Origin of the sequence: Pseudoxanthomonas daejeonensis (genome assembly GCF_022637495.1) — a bacterium.
In the GTDB taxonomy this organism is placed as follows: Bacteria; Pseudomonadota; Gammaproteobacteria; order Xanthomonadales; family Xanthomonadaceae; genus Pseudoxanthomonas; species Pseudoxanthomonas daejeonensis.
The window spans coordinates 448,344-471,860 of the sequence record NZ_CP093331.1; the positions used below are offsets into that span (position 1 = coordinate 448,344).

The following is a 23,517-nucleotide window of genomic DNA, read 5'->3' on the forward strand; positions in this document are numbered from 1 at the left end:
GCGCTTCACGCGCGCGTACCGCCCACGGTCAGCCCGTCGATCAGCAACGACGGCTGGCCCACGCCCACCGGCACGCTCTGCCCGTCCTTGCCGCATACGCCCACGCCTTCGTCCAGCGCGAGGTCGTGGCCGACCATGCGCACCTTCTGCATCGTTTCCGGCCCGTTGCCGATCAGGGTCGCGCCCTTCACCGGCGCGGTGACCTTGCCGTCCTCGATCAGGTAGGCCTCGGTCGCGGAGAACACGTACTTGCCACTGGTGATGTCGACCTGGCCGCCGCCGAAGTTGACCGCGTACAGGCCCTTCTTCACCGAGCGGATCATCTCCTGCGGATCGTGCGTGCCGGCCAGCATGTAGGTGTTGGTCATGCGCGGCATCACCAGGTGCGCGAACGACTCGCGCCGGCCGTTGCCGGTGGGCGCCATGCCCATCAGCCGCGCGTTGAGCGAATCCTGCATGTAGCCGACCAGCACGCCGTCCTCGATCAGCGTGGTGCAGCGCGTCGGCATGCCCTCGTCGTCGATGTTGAGCGAACCGCGGCGGCCCTCGAGGGTGCCGTCGTCGACGATGGTCACGCCCGGCGCCGCCACGCGCTGGCCCATGCGCCCGGCGTAGGTCGACGTGCCCTTGCGATTGAAGTCGCCTTCCAGGCCGTGGCCGACCGCCTCGTGCAGCAGTACGCCCGGCCAGCCGGCGCCAAGCACCACCGACATCGTGCCGGCCGGCGCATCGATCGCGTCCAGGTTCACCAGCGCCTGGCGCAACGCTTCGCGCGCGAGCTTTTCCGGACGTCCGCCCGAAAACAGCTCAGCGTACGAATAGCGACCGCCGCCACCGGAATATCCCGATTCGCGACGCCCGGCCTGCTCGACGATCACCTGCACGTTGAGGCGGACCAGCGGACGCACGTCGGCGGCGAGCACGCCGTCGCTGCGCGCCACCAGCACCGTGTCCACGCCGCCGGACAGGCTTACCGAGACCTGCACCACGCGCGGATCGGCCGCGCGCAACAGACGGTCGAGCACCCGCAGCTGCTCGACCTTGTCCTCGTTGCCCATGCCGTCGACCGGATCGAGCGCCGGATAAAGCGCGTGACCGCCGCTGCGCACCAGCTGGCGCGGCGAGTGCGCACTGCCGTCGCGTGCGATGGCGCGCGCCGAACCGGCGGCCAGGTGAAGGGCATCGGCGTTGATGTCGTCCGAATAGGCGAAACCGGTCTTCTCCCCGGAGATCGCGCGCACGCCCACGCCCTGCTCGATCGAATGCGCGCCGTCCTTGACGATGCTGTCTTCCACCGTCCAGCTCTCGCGCCGCGAATGCTGGAAATACAGGTCGCCGAAATCGATGCCCGGCCCGAGCAACGCGCCGAAGGTGCGGTCCAGTCCGGTCGGATCGAGGCCGCCGGGCAGCAGCAGGCGGGTTTCGGCGAGGGTCAGCGCGGAGTCGGTCATCGGTACGAAATGGGGTCCGGATGCGGGAAAGGCAAGCAGCGCAGGCACTGCAGCGGCCTATGATGACAGCACCCGCGCCCCGCGCCTTCACTGCACAGCCTCCGGCCAACAGATGAAATTGACCGCCCACGTGATCGACGGCCACACCCTGGACATCCGCCCGGCCCCACGCGAGCGCGACTGGATGAATCGCACCGACCAGCATTACGCCTACCGCTGCCTGCCCCTGGACATGGCCAACGCGCATGGCTGGGAACTGCTGTGCCAGTCCGGCTTCAGCGCCGAATGGGGCGGTGGCGACGCGCTGGAGCAGGTTCGCGTATTGCCCGACGCGGGCACCGCGGCACCGGCCCTGAGCCACTTCGGCTACGGCGTGCTGACCTTCCATGTGCCCTGCCTGTTCCGTTCCGACCCCGGCGTGGAACTGCTGGCGACCGGGCCGCTGAACCAGCCCAAGGATGGCATCGCCGCGCTCAGCGGCGTGGTCGAGACCGACTGGAGCCCCTACACGTTCACCATGAACTGGAAGTTCACCCGCCCGGGCCGGGTGCGCTTCGAGGCCGGCGAACCGTTCTGCCACCTGCTGCCGTTGCACCGCCCCCTGCTGGAGAACGTGCAGGCCGAGTGGAGACCCTTGTCGGAGACCCCGGACCTGGAGGCGCAACACCGCCGCTGGACGCACAGCCGCGGGCATTTCCTGCAGGAACTTCCCGACCCGGATTCGGCGGCGGCGCGCGAGCAGTGGCAGCGTGGCTATTTCCGCGGCGTGGACACGCATGGCTGCCCCGCCAAGGAACACCGGGTGAAACTGCGCCTGCCGAAATTCGTCCGCGGCAGCGGCGACTGAACTCCGCTCCGTGGAGCCCGGCTTGGCCGGCTGCGTTACCGATACGGTGACACGAAGAATCGCGAAGACGGCGGCGCCAGCCCTGCTCTGCGCCGCGACGGAAGCAGTGGCTTGAGACGGCTTGCCGGCCTGTATCGGCACTTCACTGCGCAGCGAAGGTCACGGCAACGGACGGGCCCGCTCTCCGCGTCCCACGCGCTCAGGGCATGCCGGCGTCGTGGCCAGCCGCGCTTGCGGCTTCGGTGCGCGACTGCTCGCGGCTGATGACTTCGACCTTGGGTTCCTTCCACGGTCCGCTGACGCGGTAGGTCTTGGCGCCCAGTTCGCCCAGCGGCCGCGACAGCACCGCATTGGCCGCCGCGCCCACTGCCGCGCCGACCGGTCCGCCGGCCACCGCGCCGACCACGGTGAGCAGGTTGCCGGACTTGGGCAGCACGTCGATGGTCTGGTCGAAACGCTGCGCACGCAGGTCGGTGTCGCCGCGGATGCGGATATCGGCGGCAGGACCGTCGATCAGCATGTCCTCGGTATGGGCCTGACCGTCGGCGAAACTGACGCTGCCTTCCAGCCGGTCGAAGGCGAAGCCCTTGGAAAAGAAATCGCGGAAGTCGAGCATCATCCGCCGCGGCAGCTGGGCCAGGCTGAAAAGGCCGAGCACGCGGCCTGCACCCGGCTCCACTTCCAGCAGCTGGCCATCCCTGGCGGCGATCCGCAGGTTGCCCTGCAATCCGGCCAGGCTGAACCCCGCCGGCGTACCCGGCCAGCTGGCATCGAAGTGCACCTGGCCTTCGCCGCGCGCCAGCCAGTTGCGGTAGCCCAGCCCGTCCATCAGCGCGCCCATGTCGCCACTGTCGACCTGCAATGCCAGGTGGGTGCGGGCCGCATCGCCGCGGCCCAGCCATTCGCCGGTGGCTTCGATCTTCTGTTCTCCGGCCTGCACCTGCAGCCGCTCCACGCTCAGCCCGGCCGGGACCGGACGCGTGCGCAGCGAAGCCTTGCCCAGGATGGCCTGGCGATAACGCAGGTCGTCCACGTCCAGCGCCAGCGGCGGGATCGCAGCCGGATCGAAACCCTCGTCCGTCGCCACCGGCCTGGCGGCCGCAGCGTCGGCGCTGCCGGTTTCGTCCACCGCGGCAATGGCGTCCACTTCGCCCGCGTTGGCGATGGCCGCGGCAACGGCCCTGGACGCCGCAGCCGCCGGCGGTTGCCAGTGCAGGCGCGCGAAGTGGCCCTGGACTGCGGCGCCGGCCGCATCGGGCACGGTCACGGTGCCGGCCAGTGCCGGTCCGTCCACGACCACTTCCAGCGCCTGCGCGCCCGGTCGCAACTTCAGTCGCGTCGACGGGAACACGCCCCCCAGCAGTCGCAGTTCATCGGCGAGCACGTCGATCTCGCGCAGCGGTGGGCCGCCACCGCGGTCGCCACGCGCCAGCCCGATCCATTCCAGCGCATCCAGCGATGAAGTACGCCCGCCCACCACCAGGCCCGAAGCCGGCGGTTCGCCGTCGACCGTCGAGCTTCCGAGTTTCACCCGCACGCCGGTCTGTCCATCACGCTGCCGCGCGCGCAAGGCCAGGCGCTCGCCGAAGGCCACGTCGATCGGGCCGCTGCCCAGCGGCAGGCCGAGCTGCACTTTCGTCTGCAGCGCCTCGTCGGCTGGCTTGGCCAGCGGCGCCGGCAGGTCCAGTTTCGTGCCGACCAGCGAGGAGTCCAGGCGCAAGCTGCCGACGCTGCCGCCGGTGGCCTGCCTGGGCAGAGCCACGGCCAGGTTCCAGGGCGAGCGCCCGCGGACGTGCGGCGCGAGCCAGCCCAGCTCCGGTGCGCGGGCGAACAGGTCGTCGGCATCCATCGGCACGGCCAGGCCGGCTTCGAACACGTTGCCCGCGTCGCGCACGTGGCGGCCGGAACGCAGCGACAGCAGGCCCTCCTCGCCCTGGTGGCGCACCGCCAGTTCCGCCGCCTCGAAGCCGCTGGCGTCGTAGCGGGCCGCGCCGCGCACCGCTTCGAAAGCCAGGTTCCAGCGTTTTTCAGCCAGTTTCGCCCCGTCCAGGACGACCTTGCCGTCGATCACCGCCGGGCCGTGTCCACGGCCCAACGGCAGGTCCATGGCGAATGTCGTGGCCGCCGGGCCGGATGCCGCAAGGTTGGCCAGGGTTTCGCGATTGTCCTTTTTCAGCGGGCTGTGGCGCAGCAGCTCGAGCAGCTGCGCGGCATCGCCCTTCGCTTCGGCGCGCACCTGCAGCGGCGCGTGGCTGAAGTCGGCGATGCCGGCCTGCACGCGCTGTACCGCCAGGCCGTTGATGCGGCCCTGTCCCTGCACGCTGAAGCCGTTGCCGACGAAGGCCACGCCCGCCTGCATCGCATCCAGTTCCGGCCATTGCTCCTGGAAACGGATGCGACCGTCATCGATCGTAGCGGTGGCCTCGAAGCGGCCGTTGTCGCGCACGAAGGGCCAGTCGTCCAGGTCGCCGGCGACCAGGCCGCGGCCGCCGCTGACGGTGCCGTCCTGCAGCGCCATGTCCAGCCAGTCCACCGCCGCCTTGGACATCTTGTGGTGTATCCAGAACTTCCGCGCCACCGACACCGGCGCGTCCTCGATCTCCGCGGCGATACCGATCCAGGGCCGCGTGCCGTCGCCCTGGAACCACAGTCCGCCGCGCACCTGCGCGCCGTAGTCACCACCGTCCAGGTGCAGCGCCGGCGTGGCCACTTCCCAGCCGTCGCCTTCGCGCCAGGCCAGCAGCCGCCCGTCCAACTGCAGCTCGTGGACCACGCCGAAACCGCTGGGCCAGTCGAAGCGCAGCGCACTGCGCGGATCCAGCGCCAGCTCCCAGCCCTGTCCGTCGCCGTCGAAGCGACCGGCCAGTCCATCGATGCCCGGCGAATCGCCGACCGCGGCGAACGCAAGCCGCTCGATCCGGCCCTGCGCCTGCAACGGCCCGCCACGCACGCCCGCAACTTGCAGCGCCGACAGTTGCGCCTGCGGCGCGGCCCGGACGAGCCATGCGCGTAGCGAAGGCGACAGGCCGTCGCCCAGTGCCGCGATCGCCAGCAACGGGGTCGCATCGACCTGCTCGGCCAGCAGCGCGAAGCGCTTGCCGCCAGCAAGGACCAGGCCATCCAGCGTCTGCGCGCCACGGTGGTCGACCACGCGCAGCGAAGGTGCATCCAGCCGCCAGCCATCGGCGGTGACACGCCAGCGCGCGCGGCCGCGCACTTCATCCAGGCGCACCTGCGGCAGTTGTCCGTCCGCCAGCGGCGCACCGGAAAACAGCACATGGCGTAGCTGGAAGCGGGTGGTCGCCAGGACCACGCGGTGGCCGCGCATCTCGGCCCATGCTTCCACGCGGCCGCGGCCGTCGGCGGGGGCGATCCCGCCGTGGTGCAGCAGCGGCGCCCATGCACCCAGCGCCTCGGTATCCAGGTCGAAGTAGGTGCGGCCACTGCCGTTGTCGCGATCGAACTCGAACGCCAGCGCGGCCGGCGCCGCGTCGGGCCGGATCCAGGCGAGCGCGCCGGCGCTGACATGCCGGCCATCCACGCGCAGGCGCAGGTCGATCTTCGGGATCCGCGTGCGCAGGCCCAGCTGCGGCGCGCGGACCTCGAGCTGCCCGCCGATCACCTGCAGTTCGCCCAGTCCTTCCAGGTAGTCCAGCGGATCGGCGGTGCCGGTCATCGGCAGGCCAAGCACCGACCAGCGGCCATCGTCGGCGCGTTCAAGCGTGAGCGAGGGTCCGCGCAGGCGCAGTTCGGTGAACGAGCGTCCGGGCAGCAGTCCGGCGTACATCGACAGCAAAACTTCGGCCTGGCCGATGCCCACGCCGCCGCCGGGCTCGCCGATATGCAGCCCCTCCAGCTGCAGCAACGGTCCGCGCCGCGTCCACCGCGTCTGCACCCGCTCGAAGCTGACCGGCCGCCCGGCCTTCTCGCTCAGCCACGCGGCGATCCGGTCGGGATGGCGCTCGGCCAGCGGCAGCAGCTGGCTGGCCGCGCCCAGCACCAGCGCCATCAGCACCAGCACGATCGCCAGCAGATAGACGACCCAGCGGCGGGCCAGGCGCAGGCGGCGGCGGACGGGAGTAGGCATCAGCGCACCGCGTGGAGCTTGCGGTCAGAGCAGGACCACATCGAACTGCTCCTGCAGGTACTGCTCGTCCGCCTGGAAGCGGATGCTCTTGCCGAGGAACTCTTCCAGTTCGGCGACCGCGGTCGACTCTTCCTCGGTGATCCGCGCGACCACCTTGGGCGAGGCGATCACCAGCAGGCGCGCGGCGTCGAACTGGCGCACCGCGCGGGTGATCTCGCGAAAGACTTCGTAGGTCACCGTCTCGGCGGTCTTCACCGAACCCCGGCCGGCGCACTGCGGGCAGGTTTCCGACAGCTGCCGCTCGAGGCTTTCGACCGTGCGCTTGCGCGTCATCTCGACCAGTCCCAGCGGCGAGAAGTCGTACACCGTGGTCTTGGCATGGTCGCGCGCCAGCGACTTCTCCAGCGTGCGCAACACCTGGCGGCGGTGCTCCGGATCGCTCATGTCGATGAAGTCGATGATGATGATCCCGCCCAGGTTGCGCAGGCGCAGCTGCCGCGCCACCGCCTGCGCCGCTTCGAGGTTGGTGCGGTACACCGTCTCCTCGAGGTTGCGCTGGCCCAGGAACGAGCCGGTGTTCACGTCGATGGTGGTCATCGCCTCGGTCTGGTCGATGACCAGGTAGCCACCGGACTTCAGCGGCACCTGCTTGTCCAGCGCGCGGGCGATCTCGTCCTCGACGCCGTACAGGTCGAAGATCGGGCGGTCGCCGGAATACAGTTCGATCTTCTCGGCCAGCACCGGCATGTACTTGGCGACGAACGCCTGCAGCCGGTCGTAGGTATCGCGCGAATCCACCCGCACCTTCTCCACGTCGCGGCGGATCAGGTCGCGCACCGCGCGCAAGGGCAGGCTCAGGTCTTCGTAGATGATCGTGCCGGCGCCGGCCTCGCGGCCGCGTCGCTCGACCACGTTCCAGACCCGCGCCAGGTAGGCGATGTCCTCGGCCAGCGCCTCGGCAGGCTGGCCCTCGGCATTGGTGCGGATGATGTAGCCGTGTCCGCCATGGCTGGCCGACAGCTCCGACACCAGGGTTTTCAGGCGCAGGCGTTCGCCCTCGTCCTCGATCCGCGCCGAGACCCCGACGGTGCGCGACTGCGGCAGCAGCACCAGGTAGCGCGAGGGAATGCTGATCTGCGTGGTCAGGCGCGCGCCCTTGGTGCCGATCGGGTCCTTGACCACCTGGACCACGATCTCCTGGCCGTCGCGCAACAGTTCGACGATCGAGGGCGTCGAGCCGGCCGGCTGCGCGGCGGCGTCGTCGCCCGGACCCGGGTCCACCGGCGCCGGCCGGACCACGTCGTTGGCGTGCAGGAACGCGGCGCGCTCCAGCCCGAGTTCGACGAACGCGGCCTGCATGCCCGGCATTACACGCTGCACGCGACCCTTGTAGATGTTGCCGACCACGCCGCGCCGCCAGCCGCGCTCGATGTGCAGCTCCTGCAGCATGCCGTTCTCGACCACGGCGACGCGGGTTTCGCGCGGGGTGACGTTGACCAGGATCTCTTCGGACATGCCCGCCCTCATCCGGCCACGGCGGCGCGCGCGCCGGCTTCTTCGGTCGGCGCATCGGCGCCGGGATCGAGCAGTCGCGCGGTCTCGTGCACCGGCAGGCCCATGACGCCGGAATAGCTGCCGGCGAGGTGTTCGACGAAGGCCTCCGCGCGCCCCTGGATCGCATACGCGCCGGCCTTGCCCATCGGCTCGCCGGTGGCGACGTAGGCGGAGATCTGCGCCCCGGTCAGCGCGGCGAAGCGCACCAGGGTCGTGGACAGCGCATCGCGTTCGCCGGCCCCGTCGATCACGGTCACCGCCGACAGGACGCTGTGCTGGCGCCCGGACAGGCGCCGCAGCATCGCCTCGGCATCGGCGGCATCGGCCGGCTTGCCGAAGACCTCTTCGTCCAGGACCACTTCGGTGTCGGCGCCCAGCACGCGCGCACCGGGCTCGGTGGCGACCTGGGACCAGCCGGCGCGGGCCTTGTCGCGGGCGACGCGGCGCACGTAGGCGGCCGCGCCCTCGCCCGGCGCCCGGACTTCCGGGACGTCGACATCGAGCAGGCGGTAGGTCAGGCCGAGCCGTTCAAGCAGTTCGGCCCGGCGGGGGGATTTCGAGGCCAGATACAGCATGGGCACAGGATAACCCGCGGCAGCTGGCTGAACCGTGGCCGGCGCCGCCGGACCGGCCTCGACCCCGACCGGGCTCACGGCGCGTTCATCCGTTCGAACCGACCCTGCCGCGCAACCCTGCGCACCGTCACACCCAAGGAGCCCCATCCATGCGCCACCCGTTCGCCACCCTGCTTGCCGTCCTCGCGCTGTCCGTACCCGTCGCCGCCGTCCAGGCCCAGTCCGTCGGGCCCGCCGTGCCGGCCGATGCGACCCTGCTGTCGGTGTCGGCCCAGGCCGAGGCCCGGCGTGCGCCGGACATCGCCACCGTCTCGGCCGGCGTGGTCACCCAGGCCGCCGACAGCAACACCGCGATGCGCCAGAACGCCGAGCAGATGAACAAGGTGCTGGCCGCGGTGAAGGCCGCCGGCGTCGCCGCGCGCGACGTGCAGACCAGCGGCATCAACCTCAATCCGCAGTACCACTTCGAAGACAACCAGCCGCCGCGGATCACCGGCTACCAGGCCAGCAACACGGTGAGCCTGAAGCTGCGCGACGTGGCCAAGATGGGCAAGGTGCTCGACGCGCTCGTCGCCAGCGGCGCCAACCAGATCAACGGCCCCAGCTTCGGCATCGACGATCCGGAACCGCTGTACGACCAGGCCCGCATCGAGGCGCTGGAACGTGCGCAGCGGCGCGCGGAGACCTACGCCAAGACCCTGGGCCTGCGCGTGCGCCGGATCGTCAGCATCAGCGAGGGCGGCGGCATGCAGGTGCCGATGCCGCGCATGGCGATGATGAAGGCCGAAGCCTTCGACAGCACCCCGGTGGCCGCCGGCGAAAGCAGCGTGTCGGTGCAGCTGGACGTGGTGTTCGAACTGGGCCGCTGAGCGCGATCGACACCTCGCCCGCGCTGCATGCGGAACCCGAAAGCCCGGCCTCGTGCCGGGCTTTCGTTTTCCCGGGGATCGCCGCGCCACCGGCCATCGGCCGTCCTGCGACTTTGGTCTGGATGCCCGCGACGCCGCTTGAAAGCCCGATCGCACCGGCGCAGTCTGGAACCGGCCATCGCGGCCAACCCCGGTCGCCCTGTCCGTGCGTTGTTCCTTCCGTCATTCCTGCAATGGAGGTGGATCATGGTTCGCACGCTGCCGTCCGATGTGTCCCCGCGCCTGGATGCCTCGCGCATCCTCGCCATCAGCTTCGCCATGGCGGTACACGCCCTGGCCCTGCTGGTCCTGTTGCTGCCGCTGACCCAGGCGCCACTGCCGGAACTTCGCAAAGAGCCCGAGCCGCGCTGGACGGTGCAGCCGCCGACACCGGTCACCCCCCTGCCTCCGCAGCCGGTGGTGCAGCAACCGCGGGTCATTCCGCCGCGCACGCCACCGGCGGTGTTCCAGCGCCAGCTGCCGGTGCAACAGCCGGCGATCGTCGACCAGGGCCTGCTGCAGGCCGATCCGGTGAGCGATACCGTTGGCCCTCCCGACGTCATCAACCCGCCCTATGACGGCCAGCCGCTGCAGGGCGCGCAACTGCGCTACGCGGTCGCCCCGCCACCGGCGTATCCGCGCGACGCGATCCGCAGCAATGCGCAGGGCACCGTGATGTTGCGCGTGCTGGTCGATGTCGACGGCAAGCCGCTGGAGGTGATCGTGGATCGCAGCAGTGGCCATCGCTCGCTCGACCGCGAGGCGGTGCGCCAGGTGCAGCAGCGGTGGCGCTTCGAGCCGGCGATGCGCGAAGGCCGCGCAGTGCAGGCCTGGGGCCTGGTCCCGATCGATTTCAGCCTGCAATGAGGCCATCGGCGGCGACGGCATCCGCCGTCGCCGCCCTCCAAGGGTTCAACGAGCACCGCGCCGCTCAGGCGCGGTGGTAGGGATGGTTGGCCAGCAGCGCCGCGGCGCGATACAGCTGCTCGGCCACCAGCAGCCGCACGAGCATGTGCGGCAGGGTCAGTGGACCTAGCGACCACGATTCGGACGCAGCGGCCAGGACGTCTGGCGCATGGCCTTCGGGCCCCCCGACCAGGAACGCCAGGTCGCGCCCCTGCTGGCGCCAGTGCTCCATGCGCTGGGCCAGCTGCTCCGACGACCACGCGCGCCCCGGCACGTCCAGCGCGATGACATGCGCGTTCTTCGGCAACGCCGCCAGCACGCGCTTGCCTTCGTCGTCGATCGCGCGCTGCGGATCGCGACCCTTGCCGCGCAGGCCCGGCTCCACTTCGACCAGTTCCAGCGGCAGCCAGTGCGAGAGCCGCTTGCGGTACTCGCCGAATCCCTCCGCCACCCAGGAAGGGGCGCGTTCGCCCGTTGCGATCAGTCGTGCCTTCATGGCGACCATGATAAGTGCCGACGCCTCGCTTGGCCGCGCCCGGGGTATTACCGCCGGTAAGCGCTGATATGCCCACGCAATCGCGTGCTACGGTCCGGGCCGGCCTCGTCGCCGCACCGCCACCCTGGGAGGGGAAAGCATGGGCCGCATCCGGTTCGCCAGCCTTGCCACGCTGCTCGCCCTCGCCTGGAGCCCCGCTTCGCCACCGACCGCCGCTGCTGCAGGCGTGCAGGACGCACCGCTGGAGGCGTCGTTCGACTGGTTCGAATACGAAGGCGGCGACCTGGCGGATGCGAAGTACACGCCCGGGCAGGGCCAGTTCCGCAACCCCGTGCTCAAGGGCTTCTATCCGGACCCGAGCGTCGTCCGCGTCGGCGCGGACTACTACATGGTGAATTCCACGTTCGGCTGGTTCCCCGGCATTCCCGTCTTTCACAGCCGCGACCTGGTGAACTGGACCCAGATCGGCAACGCCATCGACCGCGTCGACCAGCTCGACTTCGGCAAGCACGACCTGGTCAACGGCGTGTTCGCACCGGCGATCGAACATCACGACGGCCTGTTCTACATCGCCAACACCTGTTTCCCGTCCTGCGGCGGCAACTTCGTGATCACCGCCCGCGACCCGGCGGGACCATGGTCGGACCCGGTGTGGCTGCCGGACCTGGCCGGTGGCATCGACCCGTCGCTGTTCTTCGACGACGATGGCCGCGCGTGGATCGTCAACAACGACCTGCCCGAGGGCGGCAAGGAACGCTATCCCGGCCACCGCGCGATCTGGCTGCAGGAGTTCGACGCGAAGGCCCTGCGCACCCTCGGCCCGCGCCGGGTACTGCTCGACGGCGGCGTGGTGCCGGCGGAGAAGCCCGAGTACGTCGAAGGCCCGCACCTCTTCAAGGCCGACGGCTGGTACTACCTGACCGCCGCCGAGGGCGGCACCGGCGAGATGCACCAGCAGGTGGTCCTGCGCAGTCGCGAGGTGACCGGGCCGTACGTGGCATGGCGTGCGAATCCGGTCCTGACCCAGCGCGACCTGCCGCGCGATCGTCCGTTGCCGATCACCTCCGCCGGCCACGCCGATTTCGTGCAGACCCAGGACGGAGACTGGTGGGCGGTGTTCCTGGGCAACCGCCCGTATCCGCCCCCAGGCAGCAGGGGCAGCGCGGGCAGCCACTACGTCAACACCGGCCGCGAGACGTTCCTGATGCCGGTGCACTGGGAGGACGGATGGCCGCGCATCACCGCAGCGGGGCAGCGGATTCCCTGGGTACTCGACGCACCGGCGCTGCCGGCAGGCCAGGCGCCGGTACCGACCAGCGGTGCCTTCGCCATCCGTGTCGGGTTCGAAGGCCGGCAACTGCCGCTGGACTGGATCACCGTGCGCAACCCGCGCGAGTCGTGGTACCGGCTCGATGGCGGCGCATTGCACCTGCAAGCGCGCGCGGTGGGCCTGGGCGAACGCGACAATCCTTCGTTCCTGGCGCGCCGGCAGCAGCACCAAGGGGCGCTCGCCTCGACCGCGGTCCGCTTCGTCCCGCAGCGCGACGGCGACACCGCCGGCCTGGCCGCGTTCCAGAACGAGGATTTCTGGTACCTGCTGGCGGTGACCCGCGAGAACGGCATGCCGATGGTGGTGCTGGACCGTCGCGACGGCCGCAGGAAAGACCAACCCAGGACAGGCACGCGCCTGGCCTCGGCGCCGCTGCCCGTTGCCGCGGTCGACCAGCCGTTGTACCTGCGCATCCGCGCGCGCGGGGCCGAGTACGACTTCGAATACGCCACCGTCGAAGAGCAATGGCAGTCGCTGGCACGCGACGCGGACGGCACCCTGCTCAGCACCAGCGTCGCCGGCGGTTTCACCGGCGCAGTGTTCGGCCTGTACGCCGCACGACAGGGGGCGGCGCCGTAGGCGCGTGCCGGCGCCGCTCAGGCGGCAGGCACCGCTTCCCGGTGTAGAGGCGACAAAGCCACGGCAGATGCGACACCCCGCCCCGTCAACGGGCCAGCCGGCCCCTGATCAGAGGATGGGAGCGAGCACGCCCCAGCTGCCACGCTGCCAGAGCGGGCGACGGGCCAGGCGAGGATGCAGGCGCCGAGGTCGATCGGCGGGCGACGCTCAGGCGTCGCGGTCTTCCGGATGGTCGCCGACCGTCCACAACCGCTCCAGTGCGTAGAACTCGCGCACACGCGGCAGCATCACGTGGACGATCACGTCGCCCAGGTCGACCAGGACCCATTCGGCCTCGCGCTCGCCCTCCACGCCCAGCGGCATCGCGCCGAGCTTCTTGGCGAAACGGATCACCTCGTCGGCGATCGACTTCACATGCCGGGTCGACGTACCCGAGACGATCACCAGGTGGTCGGCCACGCTGGTCCTGCCGCGCACGTCGATTTCAACGACATCCTTGGCCTTGATCTCCTCCACGGCGGCGCGGACGTTCGCCAGCAGGACTTCCACGGGCGGCGGCGGTTCGGGGAGGCGGGTCTTGATGACGTGGGCTTGGCTGCTCAAGGAGGACTCTGGTGAACGGGGGTCGGAATACGCGCCGATTATACCGGCGCCGCGGGCCGCCCCGTGTTCACGGGACCCGGTAAAGGCCGTGCGCATCGATCCAGGCGGCGACCGCCGGCGGCACCTGGGCGCGCCACGCCGGATCGCCGGCGACGATGCCCTCCCTGACCGCGGTGGCCGACTCGGCGCGCAGGGGCTGGTCCAGCGCATACAGGCACCCGGCCGGACGCGTGGCCAGCGCCGCCGGATCGGTGGTCCAGCGACCCGAGGCCTCCGCGGCAAGCGTGTCGGGCAGCTGCGCCAGGTCGCCGCCGCCGCTGCGACCGGCCACGATGAAGTGGGCCAGCCGCGGCAGTTCGCGCCAGTGCTTCCAGGTCGGCAGCGAACGGAAGCTGTCGGCACCGACCAGCAGTGCCAGCGGTGCGGAATCGCCCAGCTCCGAGCGCAGTTCATGCAGGGTGTCGACCGTCCAGGACGGCCCGGGACGCGCCAGTTCGCGCCGGTCCACGCGCAGCCGGTGGTCGCCGGCCACGGCCAGGTCGAGCATGTGCGCGCGCTGGCGCGCGTCGGCGCCGGGTGCGGCGCGGTGGGGCGGGTCGGCGGCCGGCGCCAGGGTGACCGGGACGGTGAAGGTGTCGGCGGCGGCGCGGGCAATGGCGAGGTGGCCGTCGTGCACGGGATCGAAGGTCCCGCCGTACCAGATCGCAAGCACGCCGGGCACGGTCAGCGGTTCGCGCCCGCGAGCGGGCCGGCGCCCTTCAGCAGGCCGGTCGCCGGCGCCTCGGCGATGGCGAGCAGCAACCGCTCCAGCAACTGCCAGGGTTCGCCCGGACCGCGCCCTTTCGCCGCGCGGTCCACGCGCGACGCATAGGCGGCGAAACGGTTCCAGCGCAGTGGCGTGGCGTGGCGCTGCAGGGCGCGCTTGAACGGCGCCTGCCGGGCTTCCCACAGGCCCTGCGATTTCATCTCGGCGGCCAGGTTGGCGCCGCGCGCCTGCGCGCGCGCCAGCGCGGCGGAGCGCAGCACTTCGCGGATCACCATCGGCATCAGCCCGGCGACCTGCTCGCCCTCGGCGCGCAGGCCGGCCAGCATGCGCCGCACGTGCGCGGCCTGGCCCGAGAGGGTCGCCTCGATCAGGCGGAACACGTCGTAACGCGCGGCGTCGGCGACCAGCGACTGCATCGTCGCCAGGTCCAGCGTGCCTTCCGGTGCCAGCAGGGCGAGCTTGTCGATCTCCTGCGCTGCCGCCAGCAGGTTGCCTTCCACGCGCTCGGCCAGGCCCTGCACCGCGTCGGGCGCCGCGCGCAGTCCGCGCTCGCGCAGGCGCCGATCGATCCATCCGGGCAGTTCGTGCGGCTTGAGCGCCCAGGCGATCGAGACCACGCCGCGACGCGAAATCGCGTCCACCCACTTGCCGTGGTGCGCCTTGCTCCAGTCGCCGGCCACGATCATCAGGGTGACATCGCCGGGCGGGTTCTCGCAGAACCCGCTGATCACTTCGGCGCCGGTCTTACCCGGCTTTCCGCCGGGCAGGCGCAGTTCGATCAGGCGCCGGCTGCTGAACAGGCTGGGCGCGTTGAAGCTGGCCGCAAGGCCGTCCCAGTCCGGATCGCGCCCGTCGCCGTCGAACACCTCGCGCTCGGCGCCTTCGACCCGCGCCCGCGCGCGCACCGCATCGGCGGCTTCCAGCACGTGCAGGACTTCCGGACCGGCGACGAGATAGGCCGCCTGCAACGGCTGGTTGCCGGCCTGCGCGGCCAGCTGGTCGGGCCGCAGCTCCATCAGGGCGTCGGCGTCGGAGTGGCGGGCGGCGGGTCGATGGCCGGCACCGCCTCGGGTCCGGTCTCCGGGGATGCGGGAGTGGCCGCCTCCCGCGCCAGGTTGGCACGCACCACGCTGTCGATGCGGCGCAGGATCGAGGCCGCCATCTCGCGGCGCAGCTCGTCGGCGAGGATCTCGCGTTCGGTACTGGTGCCGGTGGCGTCTTCAGGCGGCGACACGTAATCGCGCGACAGTTCCACCACCTGCTGCGGCACCAGTTCGCGGCCATCGGCGAGGCGGAAGGTGAAGATCGTCGCGTAGCGCAGGCTGAATTCCTGTGCACGGCCCTGTTCGTCGATGGCGATGGGCAGGTCGCCCCAGCGCTCGGACAGGATGTCCAGCCGCGCCACCTTGGGCGCCTCGGGCCGCGCGCCAACGGCGGCGGCCGTGCCTGTCGACTTCGGTTCGCGCGGGGCGACGCGCGCGCCCGCATTGCGCAGGTTGCGCTCCAGCACGGTGACCAGCTCGCTGTACGGCGCGGTCGAGACCACCTGTACCGGCGGCGTGTCTTCGGGCAACGCCAGCTTGTCGCGCAGATGGAAGCCGCAGCCGGCCAGGGCCAGTGCAAGAAGGAGGGGCAGCGCGTTTCGGATCATGGCGGAGAGTCTGGACGAGCAGGCCCGGAGCGGCAACAGGCCACAGCCTGCCCGACACCGCGTGAACGTGGCTTGAGAACACGGCCACCTGCCAACGCTGCTGCCCCGCTGGCGGCAGCGTCTGGACCCTCGAACCTCGAACGAAGCGTGTCAGCCCCCGGGTCGGGGGCGATCCGTGCGAAGCACGGATGGGGGATGGGGAGTAGACAGCCTGGACGTTCCGTCAGGAACGTCCAGGCGTCAACATCGTCGCCGCTACGCGGCGACGATGTTGACGATCTTGCCCGGCACCACGATCACCTTGCGCACGACCAGGCCTTCCAGGAACTTGGCCGTGTTCGGTTCGGCCCGGGCCAGGGACTCGACCTGTTCGCGCGAGGCATCCGCGGCGACCTCGATCGTGCCGCGCAACTTGCCGTTGACCTGCACCGCCAGCGTCACCGCATCGCGGACCAGCGCAGCCGGGTCGGCCTGCGGGAACGGCACGTCCTCCAGCAACGTCTCGGCATGGCCCAGCAGCTGCCACAGCGCATGGCTGGAGTGCGGGGTGATCGGGTTGAGCAGCAGCACCGCCGCCTGCAGCGCTTCCTGGCGCACCGCGCGGCCGGCATCGCTGGCGTCGTCGAATTTCGCCACCGCGTTCATCAGCTCCATCACCGCGGCGATGGCGGTGTTGAAGCTGTGCCGGCGACCATAGTCGTGTCCGACCTTGTCGATGGTCTCGTGGGTCTTGCGGCGCAGCGCCTTCTGCGCGGCATCCAGCACCGAAACGTCCAGCACCGGCGCCGGGCCTTCGCCCGCGTGCTTCTGCGCCTGCGTCCACAGCCGGCGCAGGAATCGGGCCATGCCGTCCACGCCGGCCTCGTTCCATTCCAGCGACTGCTCGGGGGGCGCGGCGAACATCGAGAACAGGCGCACCGTGTCGGCGCCGTACTTGCCGACCATCGCCTGCGGGTCCACGCCGTTGTTCTTGGACTTGGACATCTTCTCGGTGCCGCCGACCAGCACCGGCTGGCCGTCGGCGCGCAGCGTCGCGCCGATGATGCGCGCCTTGTCGTCGCGCTTGATGTCGACGTCGGCCGGATTGATCCAGTCCTTGGATCCATCCGCGTTCTGGCGATAGTAGGTATCGGCGATGACCATGCCCTGGGTGAGCAGGTTGGTCGCCGGTTCGTCGCTGTCCACCATGCGCGCGTCGCGCAGGAGCTTGTGGTAGAAGCGGAAATACATCAGGTGCAGGATCGCGTGTTCGATGCCGCCGATGTACTGGTCCACCGGCAACCAGTAGTTGCCGCGCTTGTCGACCATGTCGCGGGCCTTGGGCGAGGTGTAGCGCGCGTAGTACCAGCTCGACTCCATGAAGGTGTCGAAGGTGTCGGTCTCGCGTTCGGCATCGCGACCGCAATCCGGGCACTTGCACTTGCGCCATTCCGGATCGGTCTTGATCGGGGAGCCCGTCCCGCTGAACTGCACGTTCTCGGGCAGCACCACCGGCAACTGGTCTTCGGGCACCGGCACCGCGCCGCAGCGATCGCAGTAGATCACCGGAATCGGACAACCCCAGTAACGCTGGCGGCTGACGCCCCAGTCACGCAGGCGGTAGTTCACGCGGCGCTGGCCACGGCTCTGGCGCTCGAAACGCTCCGCCAGGGCCTCGAACGCGCCCCAGTAATCGAGGCCGTCGAATTCGCCGGAGTTGACCAGCTCCAGGTCGGCGCGGCCCTTGTCGCCGTACCAGTCGCGCCAGGTCGTCGAATCCCAGGACTTCTCGTCCTCGTTCTTCGGTTCCTTGAGCGCGATCACCTGCACGATCGGCAGGGCGTACTTGTTGGCGAACTCGAAGTCCCGCTGGTCGTGGCCGGGCACGGCCATCACCGCGCCGGTGCCGTAACCCATCAGCACGAAGTTGGCCACCCAGATCGCGACTTTCTCGCCGGTGACCGGATGCACGGCCGTCAGGCCGGTGTCCATGCCGCGCTTCTCCTGCGTTTCCAGCTCGGCTTCGGAGACGCCGCCGTGCTTGAGATCCTCCAGGAATGCCGCCAGCGCCGGATTGGTCGCCGCGGCCTTGAGCGCCAGCGGATGTTCGCCGGCGATCGACACGAAGGTCACGCCCATCAGCGTGTCCGGGCGCGTGGTGAACACGCGGATCGGTTCCAGCGCGGCACCGGCCGCATCGGCCACGTCGAACTGGATCTCCAGGCCCTCGGAACGGCCGATCCAGTTGCGCTGCATAGTCTTGACCGATTCGGGCCAGCCCGGCAGGTCGTCCAGCCCGTCCAGCAGCTCCTGGGCGTAGTCGGTGATGCGCAGGAACCACTGCGGGATCTCGCGCTTCTCCACCAGCGCGCCGGAGCGCCAGCCGCGGCCGTCGATCACCTGCTCGTTGGCCAGCACGGTCTGGTCGACCGGGTCCCAGTTCACCACCGAGTTCTTGCGGTAGGCCAGGCCCTTGCGCATCAGCCGGGTGAACATGCGCTGCTCGTGGACGTAGTAGTCCGGCGTGCAGGTGGCGAACTCGCGCGACCAGTCGATCGCATAGCCCAGCGACTTGAGCTGGGTGCGCATGTGCTCGATGTTCTTGTAGGTCCACTGCGCCGGCGGGACCTTGTTCTTGATCGCCGCGTTCTCGGCCGGCAGGCCGAACGCGTCCCAGCCCATCGGCTGCAGCACGTTGTGCCCGGTCATCCGCTTGTAGCGGCTGATCACGTCGCCGATGGTGTAGTTGCGCACGTGGCCCATGTGCAACGCGCCGGACGGATACGGCAGCATCGACAGGCAGTAGTACTTGGGCTTGGCCGAAGCCTCGTCGACCTCGAAGGCGCGGGTGGCGTCCCAGAACTGCTGGGCGGCGGCCTCGACCGGATGGGGATCGTAGGCGGAGGCGTTTTCGGGGACAGCGGACATTGCGGGTCGCGGTGGCTTCGGCAAAGTCGCCAAGGGTACCGCAGCGCAGCATGGGTCTCCACTTGCCCGCCCCGCCCCATGCTGCGATCCGGGCGCCCGTATGGATGGGACCCGCTGCGGCTACCATCGGCCTTCACCTCTACCTGCCTGGAACCCGCATGCGCCCCGCCCTGCTGACGCTGGCCCTGCTCTGCCCGTCCGTCGCCCTCGCCGCACCGGTCGTCGATACCGCCCGGGACCTGCATTGCGGCCGTCTGTTCGACGCGCGCAGCGGCCAGCTGCTCGGCCCGCATACGGTCCGGGTCGGCGACGGCAGGATCCAGGCCGTCTCCGCCGGCATTCCAGCCACCTCGCCCGGCGGCGCCGTGGATCTGCGTGCCCACACCTGCATGCCTGGCTGGACCGACCTCCATGTGCACCTCGAAGACCAGTCCAGTCCGCAGAGCTATTCGGAAGGGTTCCGCCTGGATCCGGTCGACTACGCCTTCCGCAGCGTCGGCTATGCCGATAAGACCCTGCTGGCCGGCTTCACCAGCGTGCGTGACCTCGGCGGCGACGTGGCCCCGCACCTGCGCGACGCGATCAACCAGGGCCGGGTGCGCGGTCCGCGGATCTTCGCCGCCGGTCGCTCGATCGCCACCACCGGTGGCCACGCCGACCCGACAAACGGCTTCAATTCCACGCTTTCGCACCTGCTCGGCCCCCCCGGCCCGACCGAGGGCGTCATCAACTCGATCGACGACGCGCGCCAGGCCGTGCGCCAGCGCTACAAGGAGGGCAGCGACGTCATCAAGATCACCGCGACCGGCGGCGTGCTGTCGTACGCCCGCTCCGGCGATGCGCCCCAGTTCACCGTCGACGAGGTCAAGGCCGTGGTCGATACCGCGCGCGACTACGGTTACCGCGTCGCCGCGCACGCGCATGGCACCGAAGGCATGAAGCGCGCGGTGCTGGCCGGGGTGACCAGCATCGAGCACGGTACCTACATGGACGACGAGGTGGTCCGGCTGATGAAGCAGCACGGCACCTGGTACGTACCGACGATTTCCGCGGGGCGTTTCGTCGCCGAAAAGGCGAAGATCGACGGGTATTTCCCCGAGGTCGTGCGACCGAAGGCGGCGCGGATCGGCGCGCAGATCCAGGACACCTTCGCCAAGGCGTACAAGGCGGGAATCAAGATCGGCTTCGGCACCGACATGGGCGTGGGCCCGCACGGCGAGAACGCGCGCGAATTCATCTACATGGTCGAGGCCGGCATGCCGGCCGCCGTCGCCCTGCAGAGCGCCACCATCCGCGCCGCCGAAGTGCTCGGCGTGGACGACCAGGGCGTGATCGAGGCAGGCAAGCGTGCGGACATCGTCGCCGTGCCGGGCGATCCGCTGGCCGACATCGGCGTGGTGATGGACGTGGCCTTCGTCATGAAGGACGGCACGGTCTATCGCCAGCCGACCGACGACGCCCCCGCCGCCGCCGCGGGCATGCCGTGAGCGGCGAATGGGTCGGTTTTGTCGCAGCGACGCTGACGACGCTCGCATTCGTGCCGCAGGCGGTGAAGACCCTGCGCACGCGCGACACGAAGGGCATTTCGCTGGGCATGTACCTGGTGTTCACCGTGGGCCTGTGCTTCTGGCTGGCCTACGGGATCGTGCTCCATTCCTGGCCGATGATCGTGTCCAACATCATCACCCTGCTGCTGGCCCTGCTGATCCTGGGTCTCAAGCTGCGCCACGGCTGACGCCGCCCTGCGGCGTCGGCATGGCGGCGAACACGCCCCAGGCCAGCCAGACAGCGAAGGCGACGCGCTGGCTCATCGCCGAGCCCGCCCAGTCGCTGCCCAGGAAACCACCGGCAACCACCAGCAGCGCGGCCACTGCAGTGATGCAGGCGAAGCGGCGCCAGCCCGGCGTGCGCCACAGCTCCATCACCAGAAGCGTCGCACCAGCGGGGAATGCGAGCGCCCACAACAGCCAGGCGGCAGCGTGGTAACGGCTGCTGCCGCCATCCAGGTCGTCCAGGTCCAGCGGCAACACGCCCTGCGCGGCGAACGCCAGGGCCGCCAGGACCAGCAGCTGCGCGCCGATCCGCGCGCTCCATCCCGCCCCGGCGGGCAGGCGGTCGCGTACGCCCAGGGCGATCCAGCCGCCGATCAATCCGGGCAACACGAAAGCGAACAGGCCGAACAGCGGCGCCCCCTCCTGCAGCTGCCGCGCGCCGAGCAGCGCCAGCGGATGGCGCAGGTGCGAATAGCCCTCCACCGTCTGCCCGGCGACCACAGCCGCCAGCACGCAGCTGGCGATGGCCAGCAGTGCCGCGGGGACGCGCCATCGTTCGACTCCGTTCATTGCTCCCTCCAGTGGAAGACTTCCTCCAGGCCGACGCCGAACGCGCGGGCGATACGGAAGGCCAGTTCCAGCGAGGGAGCATAACGCCCGGCCTCCAGCGCGATGATGGTCTGGCGGGTCACGCCGCAGGCATCGGCCAGCGCCTCCTGGGTCATCTCGCCGCGCTCGAAGCGCCAGCGGCGGATCTCGTTGCCGACCGGCGTACCGGTCATGCGCGGTTGCGCCGGTAGTGCACCGACACCGCCCCATGTCCGGCGATGTTCGCAACGACAACACCGAGCAGCAGCATGCCGGATACCCGCAACGACGGGGCCAGCAGCATTTCGCGCAGGGACGGAACGGCCAGGGCGATCGCCAGTCCCACCATCCACGTGCTGGCAACCAGGCGGAACATGCCGTCGCCGCGCGCCAGCAGCGTGCGGTCGCGCTCGTCCTCCAGCGCATGCCGGCCGCGCTGCGCGTCGTACAGCGCCCGGCGGCGGAAGAAGTGCGACAGGGCCTGCACGATGACGCTGCCGATGAAAGCCACGACGTTGCCTTGTGCGACGACCGCAACAGCGATGAACAAACCCAGCCCCGCCATGCCGAGCACCGCGTTGCGCGCGAAGCGCTCTCCGAACGCGACCGGCATATCCCCATCCACGGCCTTCATGATCCAGCTCCCCGGCGGTCGCGCAGGTACATCAGGGCGGTCGCGGCGTACTCCACCAGCCAGCCCCACATCAGCGCGAACACGAGCAGGTTGGCGACCATGAAGTGGTTGGCCCATTGCAGCCGCGCGGGCGGCGAGAAGCCCAGCAGCACCGCGATGCCGACCACGCAGGACACCAGGGCGCCACGCCCCCAGCCGACGGCGCTGGCCTCGATGTCGCGATCGCGCTCGTCTTCCTGCACGCGGCCTTTCCAGCGCGCGGCCAGGACCGAGGACAGTACCGTCCACACCACCAGCAACAGGACCAGGTTGCGCGCCACCGCGCCTGCATGCGGATCGCGCCAGTCGCCGGCCGCGAAAAGCGGGATGCGCGAAAGGAAATACAGCACGCCGGCCAGCATGAAGCCGACGCCGAGCCACGCTTTCCATTCGGCCGGCGAGGCGCGGTCCAGGTTTTCGCGCGGGGTGCGCGAGAGCAGCAGCAAGGCGGCCACGGTGCTGGCGACCAGGGCGAACATGCCCAGCGGGCCGGGATCGATACCGAGCAGCGCGCGCGGGCTGGCGAGCATCGACCACAGGCCGAAGCCGGCCAACGGCACGAGCAGGATCCACAGCCCCTTGGCGGATTTCATGGCGTAACTCCTGCCGGACAAAATGTATACCAAACTTTACATTTGGCAGGCCCGATGTCAACTGGACCTTACATCCGCTTGTAAGCTCCCCGGCCCGGCACCATCTCGGCGCCACTCCCACCTTCCGGAACCCCCATGGCCGACCTGCCCCATGTCGTCGACATCACCACCGACACCTTCGAGACCGAAGTCCTGCAGAAGTCGATGCAGACGCCGGTACTGGTCGACTTCTGGGCGACCTGGTGCGGACCGTGCAAGTCGCTGACCCCGGTCCTGGAGAAGCTCGCCGGCGAATACGGCGGCGCCTTCGTCCTGGCCAAGGTCGACGTCGACAAGGAACAGCAGATCGCCGCCGCGTTCCAGATCCGCTCGGTGCCCAGCGTGTTCCTGCTGGTCGGCGGGCAGCCGGTCGATGCCTTCCAGGGCGCGCTGCCGGAAGGCCAGCTGCGCCAGTTCCTGCAGCAGCACGGCATCGAGCCGGCCGCTGTGCAGGACGAGGCACCGGTCGAACTGGCGCCGCTGGATCCGCATGCCGAGGTGGTGCGCCTGCGCCAGGCGGCGGACGCCGAGCCGGAGAAGGACGAACTGAAACTGGACCTGGCCCTGGCCCTGCTCAAGACCGGTGCGGCGGCGGAAGCCACTCAGCTGCTCGATGCGTTGCCGGCCAACCTGGCCACCGATGATCGCGCGGTCCGCGCGCGCGCGCGCCTGGGCTTCGCCGCCCTGCTCAAGGACGCGCCACCCGCCGCCGTGCTGGAACAGGCGATCGCCGCCAACGAGGCCGACCTCAAGGCGAGGCACCTGCTGGCCGTGCACCACCTGGTCGGCGGCGACGCCGCAGCCGGGCTGGAACAGCTGATCGAGATGCTGCGCCGCGACCGCACCTACGAGGACGGCCTGCCGAAGAAGGCGCTGATCGACGCCTTCCGCATCGTCGAGGACGAAGACCTGGTCGGCCAGTACCGCCGCAAGATGGCGTCGTTGCTGTTCTGACTGCTGGCGCGGCGCGTGGACCCGCGGCGGCCGTCAGCTCGCGGGGTCGCGGCGCCACCCGAACAGTGCGATCGACGCACTGAACAACCCTGCCGCTCCCACGCACAGGAATGGCAGGCCGACACCCGCCGCAGCGGCCAGCGATGGCAGGCTGGCGGCGACCGCCAGCGCAGCTGCGGCGGTCAGGAGCCGGACCGACGGCGGCACGTTGTAAAGCGCTCGAACGTGCTTCATTCCG

General features: G+C 70.2%; 22 protein-coding genes. 7 read left to right on the forward strand and 15 right to left on the reverse strand.

Translation table 11 applies throughout. The annotated features are described in order from the left end of the window. Positions 1–5: 5 nt before the first annotated feature. Complete coding sequence (tldD, locus tag MNQ95_RS02065; protein ID WP_162410853.1) at positions 6–1,451, reverse strand: metalloprotease TldD; 1,446 nt, start codon at positions 1,449–1,451, stop codon at positions 6–8. A 112-nt stretch (positions 1,452–1,563) separates the two neighbouring features. On the opposite strand from tldD, the gene MNQ95_RS02070 reads away from it, so the two are divergent. Continuing rightward, positions 1,564–2,298 carry a DUF6065 family protein gene (locus tag MNQ95_RS02070; protein ID WP_241953664.1) on the forward strand — a complete coding sequence of 245 codons (735 nt, stop codon included), beginning with the start codon at positions 1,564–1,566 and terminating at the stop codon, positions 2,296–2,298. A gap of 199 nt (positions 2,299–2,497) precedes the next feature. Here the strand turns inward: MNQ95_RS02070 and MNQ95_RS02075 are convergent, their stop codons facing one another. Genes MNQ95_RS02075 through MNQ95_RS02085 form a run of 3 tightly spaced genes read right to left on the reverse strand, consistent with a single transcriptional unit; the run spans position 2,498 to position 8,514 of the window. Beyond that, entirely contained in the window at positions 2,498–6,385 is a 3,888-nt protein-coding gene (locus MNQ95_RS02075) for a YhdP family protein (protein ID WP_241953665.1), read from the reverse strand. Positions 6,386–6,409: 24 nt separating this feature from the next. Next, complete coding sequence (gene rng / locus MNQ95_RS02080) at positions 6,410–7,900, reverse strand: ribonuclease G (protein ID WP_162410850.1); 1,491 nt, start codon at positions 7,898–7,900, stop codon at positions 6,410–6,412. A gap of 8 nt (positions 7,901–7,908) precedes the next feature. Beyond that, on the reverse strand, positions 7,909–8,514 hold the full coding sequence (locus MNQ95_RS02085; protein ID WP_241953666.1) for a Maf family protein: 606 nt from the start codon (positions 8,512–8,514) through the stop codon (positions 7,909–7,911). Positions 8,515–8,663: 149 nt separating this feature from the next. On the opposite strand from MNQ95_RS02085, the gene MNQ95_RS02090 reads away from it, so the two are divergent. Further along, positions 8,664–9,383, forward strand: a complete 720-nt coding sequence (locus MNQ95_RS02090) for an SIMPL domain-containing protein (protein ID WP_162410848.1) — start codon at positions 8,664–8,666, stop codon at positions 9,381–9,383. Positions 9,384–9,629: 246 nt separating this feature from the next. Next, positions 9,630–10,289 (forward strand): energy transducer TonB, encoded by a 660-nt coding sequence (locus MNQ95_RS02095; RefSeq protein ID WP_241953667.1) that lies wholly within the window; start codon positions 9,630–9,632, stop codon positions 10,287–10,289. Positions 10,290–10,353: 64 nt separating this feature from the next. On the opposite strand, the gene rlmH is transcribed toward MNQ95_RS02095, so the two are convergent. Continuing rightward, entirely contained in the window at positions 10,354–10,824 is a 471-nt protein-coding gene (gene rlmH, locus MNQ95_RS02100) for a 23S rRNA (pseudouridine(1915)-N(3))-methyltransferase RlmH (protein ID WP_241953668.1), read from the reverse strand. Positions 10,825–10,963: 139 nt separating this feature from the next. Here rlmH and MNQ95_RS02105 point away from each other — a divergent pair, with 139 nt between their 5' ends. Beyond that, on the forward strand, positions 10,964–12,733 hold the full coding sequence (locus MNQ95_RS02105) for a glycoside hydrolase family 43 protein (RefSeq protein ID WP_241953669.1): 1,770 nt from the start codon (positions 10,964–10,966) through the stop codon (positions 12,731–12,733). Between the two features lie 207 nt (positions 12,734–12,940). Here MNQ95_RS02105 and rsfS read toward each other — a convergent pair whose 3' ends face one another. The 5 genes from rsfS to leuS form a co-directional block, all read right to left on the reverse strand. Next, complete coding sequence (rsfS, locus tag MNQ95_RS02110; protein ID WP_162410844.1) at positions 12,941–13,336, reverse strand: ribosome silencing factor; 396 nt, start codon at positions 13,334–13,336, stop codon at positions 12,941–12,943. Positions 13,337–13,403: 67 nt separating this feature from the next. Continuing rightward, positions 13,404–14,048, reverse strand: coding sequence for a nicotinate-nucleotide adenylyltransferase (nadD, locus tag MNQ95_RS02115; RefSeq protein WP_241954335.1), 645 nt, complete (start codon positions 14,046–14,048; stop codon positions 13,404–13,406). A gap of 11 nt (positions 14,049–14,059) precedes the next feature. Beyond that, complete coding sequence (gene holA, locus MNQ95_RS02120) at positions 14,060–15,118, reverse strand: DNA polymerase III subunit delta (RefSeq protein WP_241953670.1); 1,059 nt, start codon at positions 15,116–15,118, stop codon at positions 14,060–14,062. Next, entirely contained in the window at positions 15,118–15,753 is a 636-nt protein-coding gene (locus MNQ95_RS02125) for an LPS-assembly lipoprotein LptE (RefSeq protein ID WP_162410842.1), read from the reverse strand. The genes holA and MNQ95_RS02125 overlap by 1 nt, the downstream gene beginning before the upstream one ends. Positions 15,754–16,008: 255 nt before the next feature. Further along, complete coding sequence (gene leuS, locus MNQ95_RS02130; RefSeq protein ID WP_241953671.1) at positions 16,009–18,660, reverse strand: leucine--tRNA ligase; 2,652 nt, start codon at positions 18,658–18,660, stop codon at positions 16,009–16,011. Between the two features lie 158 nt (positions 18,661–18,818). On the opposite strand from leuS, the gene MNQ95_RS02135 reads away from it, so the two are divergent. Then, the gene (locus MNQ95_RS02135) at positions 18,819–20,147 is read left to right on the forward strand and encodes a metal-dependent hydrolase family protein (RefSeq protein WP_241953672.1); all 1,329 of its coding nucleotides are present in this window, start codon (positions 18,819–18,821) and stop codon (positions 20,145–20,147) included. Further along, the gene (locus tag MNQ95_RS02140; RefSeq protein ID WP_241953673.1) at positions 20,144–20,395 is read left to right on the forward strand and encodes a SemiSWEET transporter; all 252 of its coding nucleotides are present in this window, start codon (positions 20,144–20,146) and stop codon (positions 20,393–20,395) included. Before MNQ95_RS02135 ends, MNQ95_RS02140 begins: the two co-directional genes overlap by 4 nt. Here the strand turns inward: MNQ95_RS02140 and MNQ95_RS02145 are convergent. The 4 genes from MNQ95_RS02145 to MNQ95_RS02160 are packed head-to-tail and all read right to left on the reverse strand — an operon-like array spanning position 20,376 to position 22,286. Continuing rightward, on the reverse strand, positions 20,376–21,002 hold the full coding sequence (locus tag MNQ95_RS02145) for a DUF998 domain-containing protein (RefSeq protein ID WP_241953674.1): 627 nt from the start codon (positions 21,000–21,002) through the stop codon (positions 20,376–20,378). The genes MNQ95_RS02140 and MNQ95_RS02145 overlap by 20 nt on opposite strands. After that, a complete protein-coding gene (locus tag MNQ95_RS02150; RefSeq protein WP_241953675.1) occupies positions 20,999–21,214 on the reverse strand; it encodes a helix-turn-helix transcriptional regulator in 216 nt (71 codons plus the stop codon). Before MNQ95_RS02150 ends, MNQ95_RS02145 begins: the two co-directional genes overlap by 4 nt. Continuing rightward, entirely contained in the window at positions 21,211–21,654 is a 444-nt protein-coding gene (locus tag MNQ95_RS02155; RefSeq protein WP_241953676.1) for a hypothetical protein, read from the reverse strand. The genes MNQ95_RS02150 and MNQ95_RS02155 overlap by 4 nt, the downstream gene beginning before the upstream one ends. Then, on the reverse strand, positions 21,651–22,286 hold the full coding sequence (locus MNQ95_RS02160) for a hypothetical protein (RefSeq protein WP_162410835.1): 636 nt from the start codon (positions 22,284–22,286) through the stop codon (positions 21,651–21,653). The genes MNQ95_RS02155 and MNQ95_RS02160 overlap by 4 nt, the downstream gene beginning before the upstream one ends. Positions 22,287–22,421: 135 nt before the next feature. Between MNQ95_RS02160 and trxA the strand changes: the two genes are divergently transcribed. Then, positions 22,422–23,279 (forward strand): thioredoxin, encoded by an 858-nt coding sequence (gene trxA / locus MNQ95_RS02165; protein WP_241953677.1) that lies wholly within the window; start codon positions 22,422–22,424, stop codon positions 23,277–23,279. 33 nt (positions 23,280–23,312) lie between these two features. On the opposite strand, the gene MNQ95_RS02170 is transcribed toward trxA, so the two are convergent. After that, the gene (locus MNQ95_RS02170) at positions 23,313–23,513 is read right to left on the reverse strand and encodes a hypothetical protein (RefSeq protein WP_241953678.1); all 201 of its coding nucleotides are present in this window, start codon (positions 23,511–23,513) and stop codon (positions 23,313–23,315) included. Positions 23,514–23,517: the final 4 nt, after the last annotated feature.

Coding starts and splice junctions, on each gene's coding strand:
- tldD (WP_162410853.1), bottom strand. CDS start 1,451: ATGACCGACTCCGCGCTGACCCTCGCCGAAACCCGCCTGCTGCTGCCC.
- MNQ95_RS02070 (WP_241953664.1), top strand. CDS start 1,564: ATGAAATTGACCGCCCACGTGATCGACGGCCACACCCTGGACATCCGC.
- MNQ95_RS02075 (WP_241953665.1), bottom strand. CDS start 6,385: ATGCCTACTCCCGTCCGCCGCCGCCTGCGCCTGGCCCGCCGCTGGGTC.
- rng (WP_162410850.1), bottom strand. CDS start 7,900: ATGTCCGAAGAGATCCTGGTCAACGTCACCCCGCGCGAAACCCGCGTC.
- MNQ95_RS02085 (WP_241953666.1), bottom strand. CDS start 8,514: ATGCTGTATCTGGCCTCGAAATCCCCCCGCCGGGCCGAACTGCTTGAA.
- MNQ95_RS02090 (WP_162410848.1), top strand. CDS start 8,664: ATGCGCCACCCGTTCGCCACCCTGCTTGCCGTCCTCGCGCTGTCCGTA.
- MNQ95_RS02095 (WP_241953667.1), top strand. CDS start 9,630: ATGGTTCGCACGCTGCCGTCCGATGTGTCCCCGCGCCTGGATGCCTCG.
- rlmH (WP_241953668.1), bottom strand. CDS start 10,824: ATGAAGGCACGACTGATCGCAACGGGCGAACGCGCCCCTTCCTGGGTG.
- MNQ95_RS02105 (WP_241953669.1), top strand. CDS start 10,964: ATGGGCCGCATCCGGTTCGCCAGCCTTGCCACGCTGCTCGCCCTCGCC.
- holA (WP_241953670.1), bottom strand. CDS start 15,118: ATGGAGCTGCGGCCCGACCAGCTGGCCGCGCAGGCCGGCAACCAGCCG.
- MNQ95_RS02125 (WP_162410842.1), bottom strand. CDS start 15,753: ATGATCCGAAACGCGCTGCCCCTCCTTCTTGCACTGGCCCTGGCCGGC.
- leuS (WP_241953671.1), bottom strand. CDS start 18,660: ATGTCCGCTGTCCCCGAAAACGCCTCCGCCTACGATCCCCATCCGGTC.
- MNQ95_RS02135 (WP_241953672.1), top strand. CDS start 18,819: ATGCGCCCCGCCCTGCTGACGCTGGCCCTGCTCTGCCCGTCCGTCGCC.
- MNQ95_RS02145 (WP_241953674.1), bottom strand. CDS start 21,002: ATGAACGGAGTCGAACGATGGCGCGTCCCCGCGGCACTGCTGGCCATC.
- MNQ95_RS02150 (WP_241953675.1), bottom strand. CDS start 21,214: ATGACCGGTACGCCGGTCGGCAACGAGATCCGCCGCTGGCGCTTCGAG.
- MNQ95_RS02155 (WP_241953676.1), bottom strand. CDS start 21,654: ATGAAGGCCGTGGATGGGGATATGCCGGTCGCGTTCGGAGAGCGCTTC.
- MNQ95_RS02160 (WP_162410835.1), bottom strand. CDS start 22,286: ATGAAATCCGCCAAGGGGCTGTGGATCCTGCTCGTGCCGTTGGCCGGC.
- trxA (WP_241953677.1), top strand. CDS start 22,422: ATGGCCGACCTGCCCCATGTCGTCGACATCACCACCGACACCTTCGAG.
- MNQ95_RS02170 (WP_241953678.1), bottom strand. CDS start 23,513: ATGAAGCACGTTCGAGCGCTTTACAACGTGCCGCCGTCGGTCCGGCTC.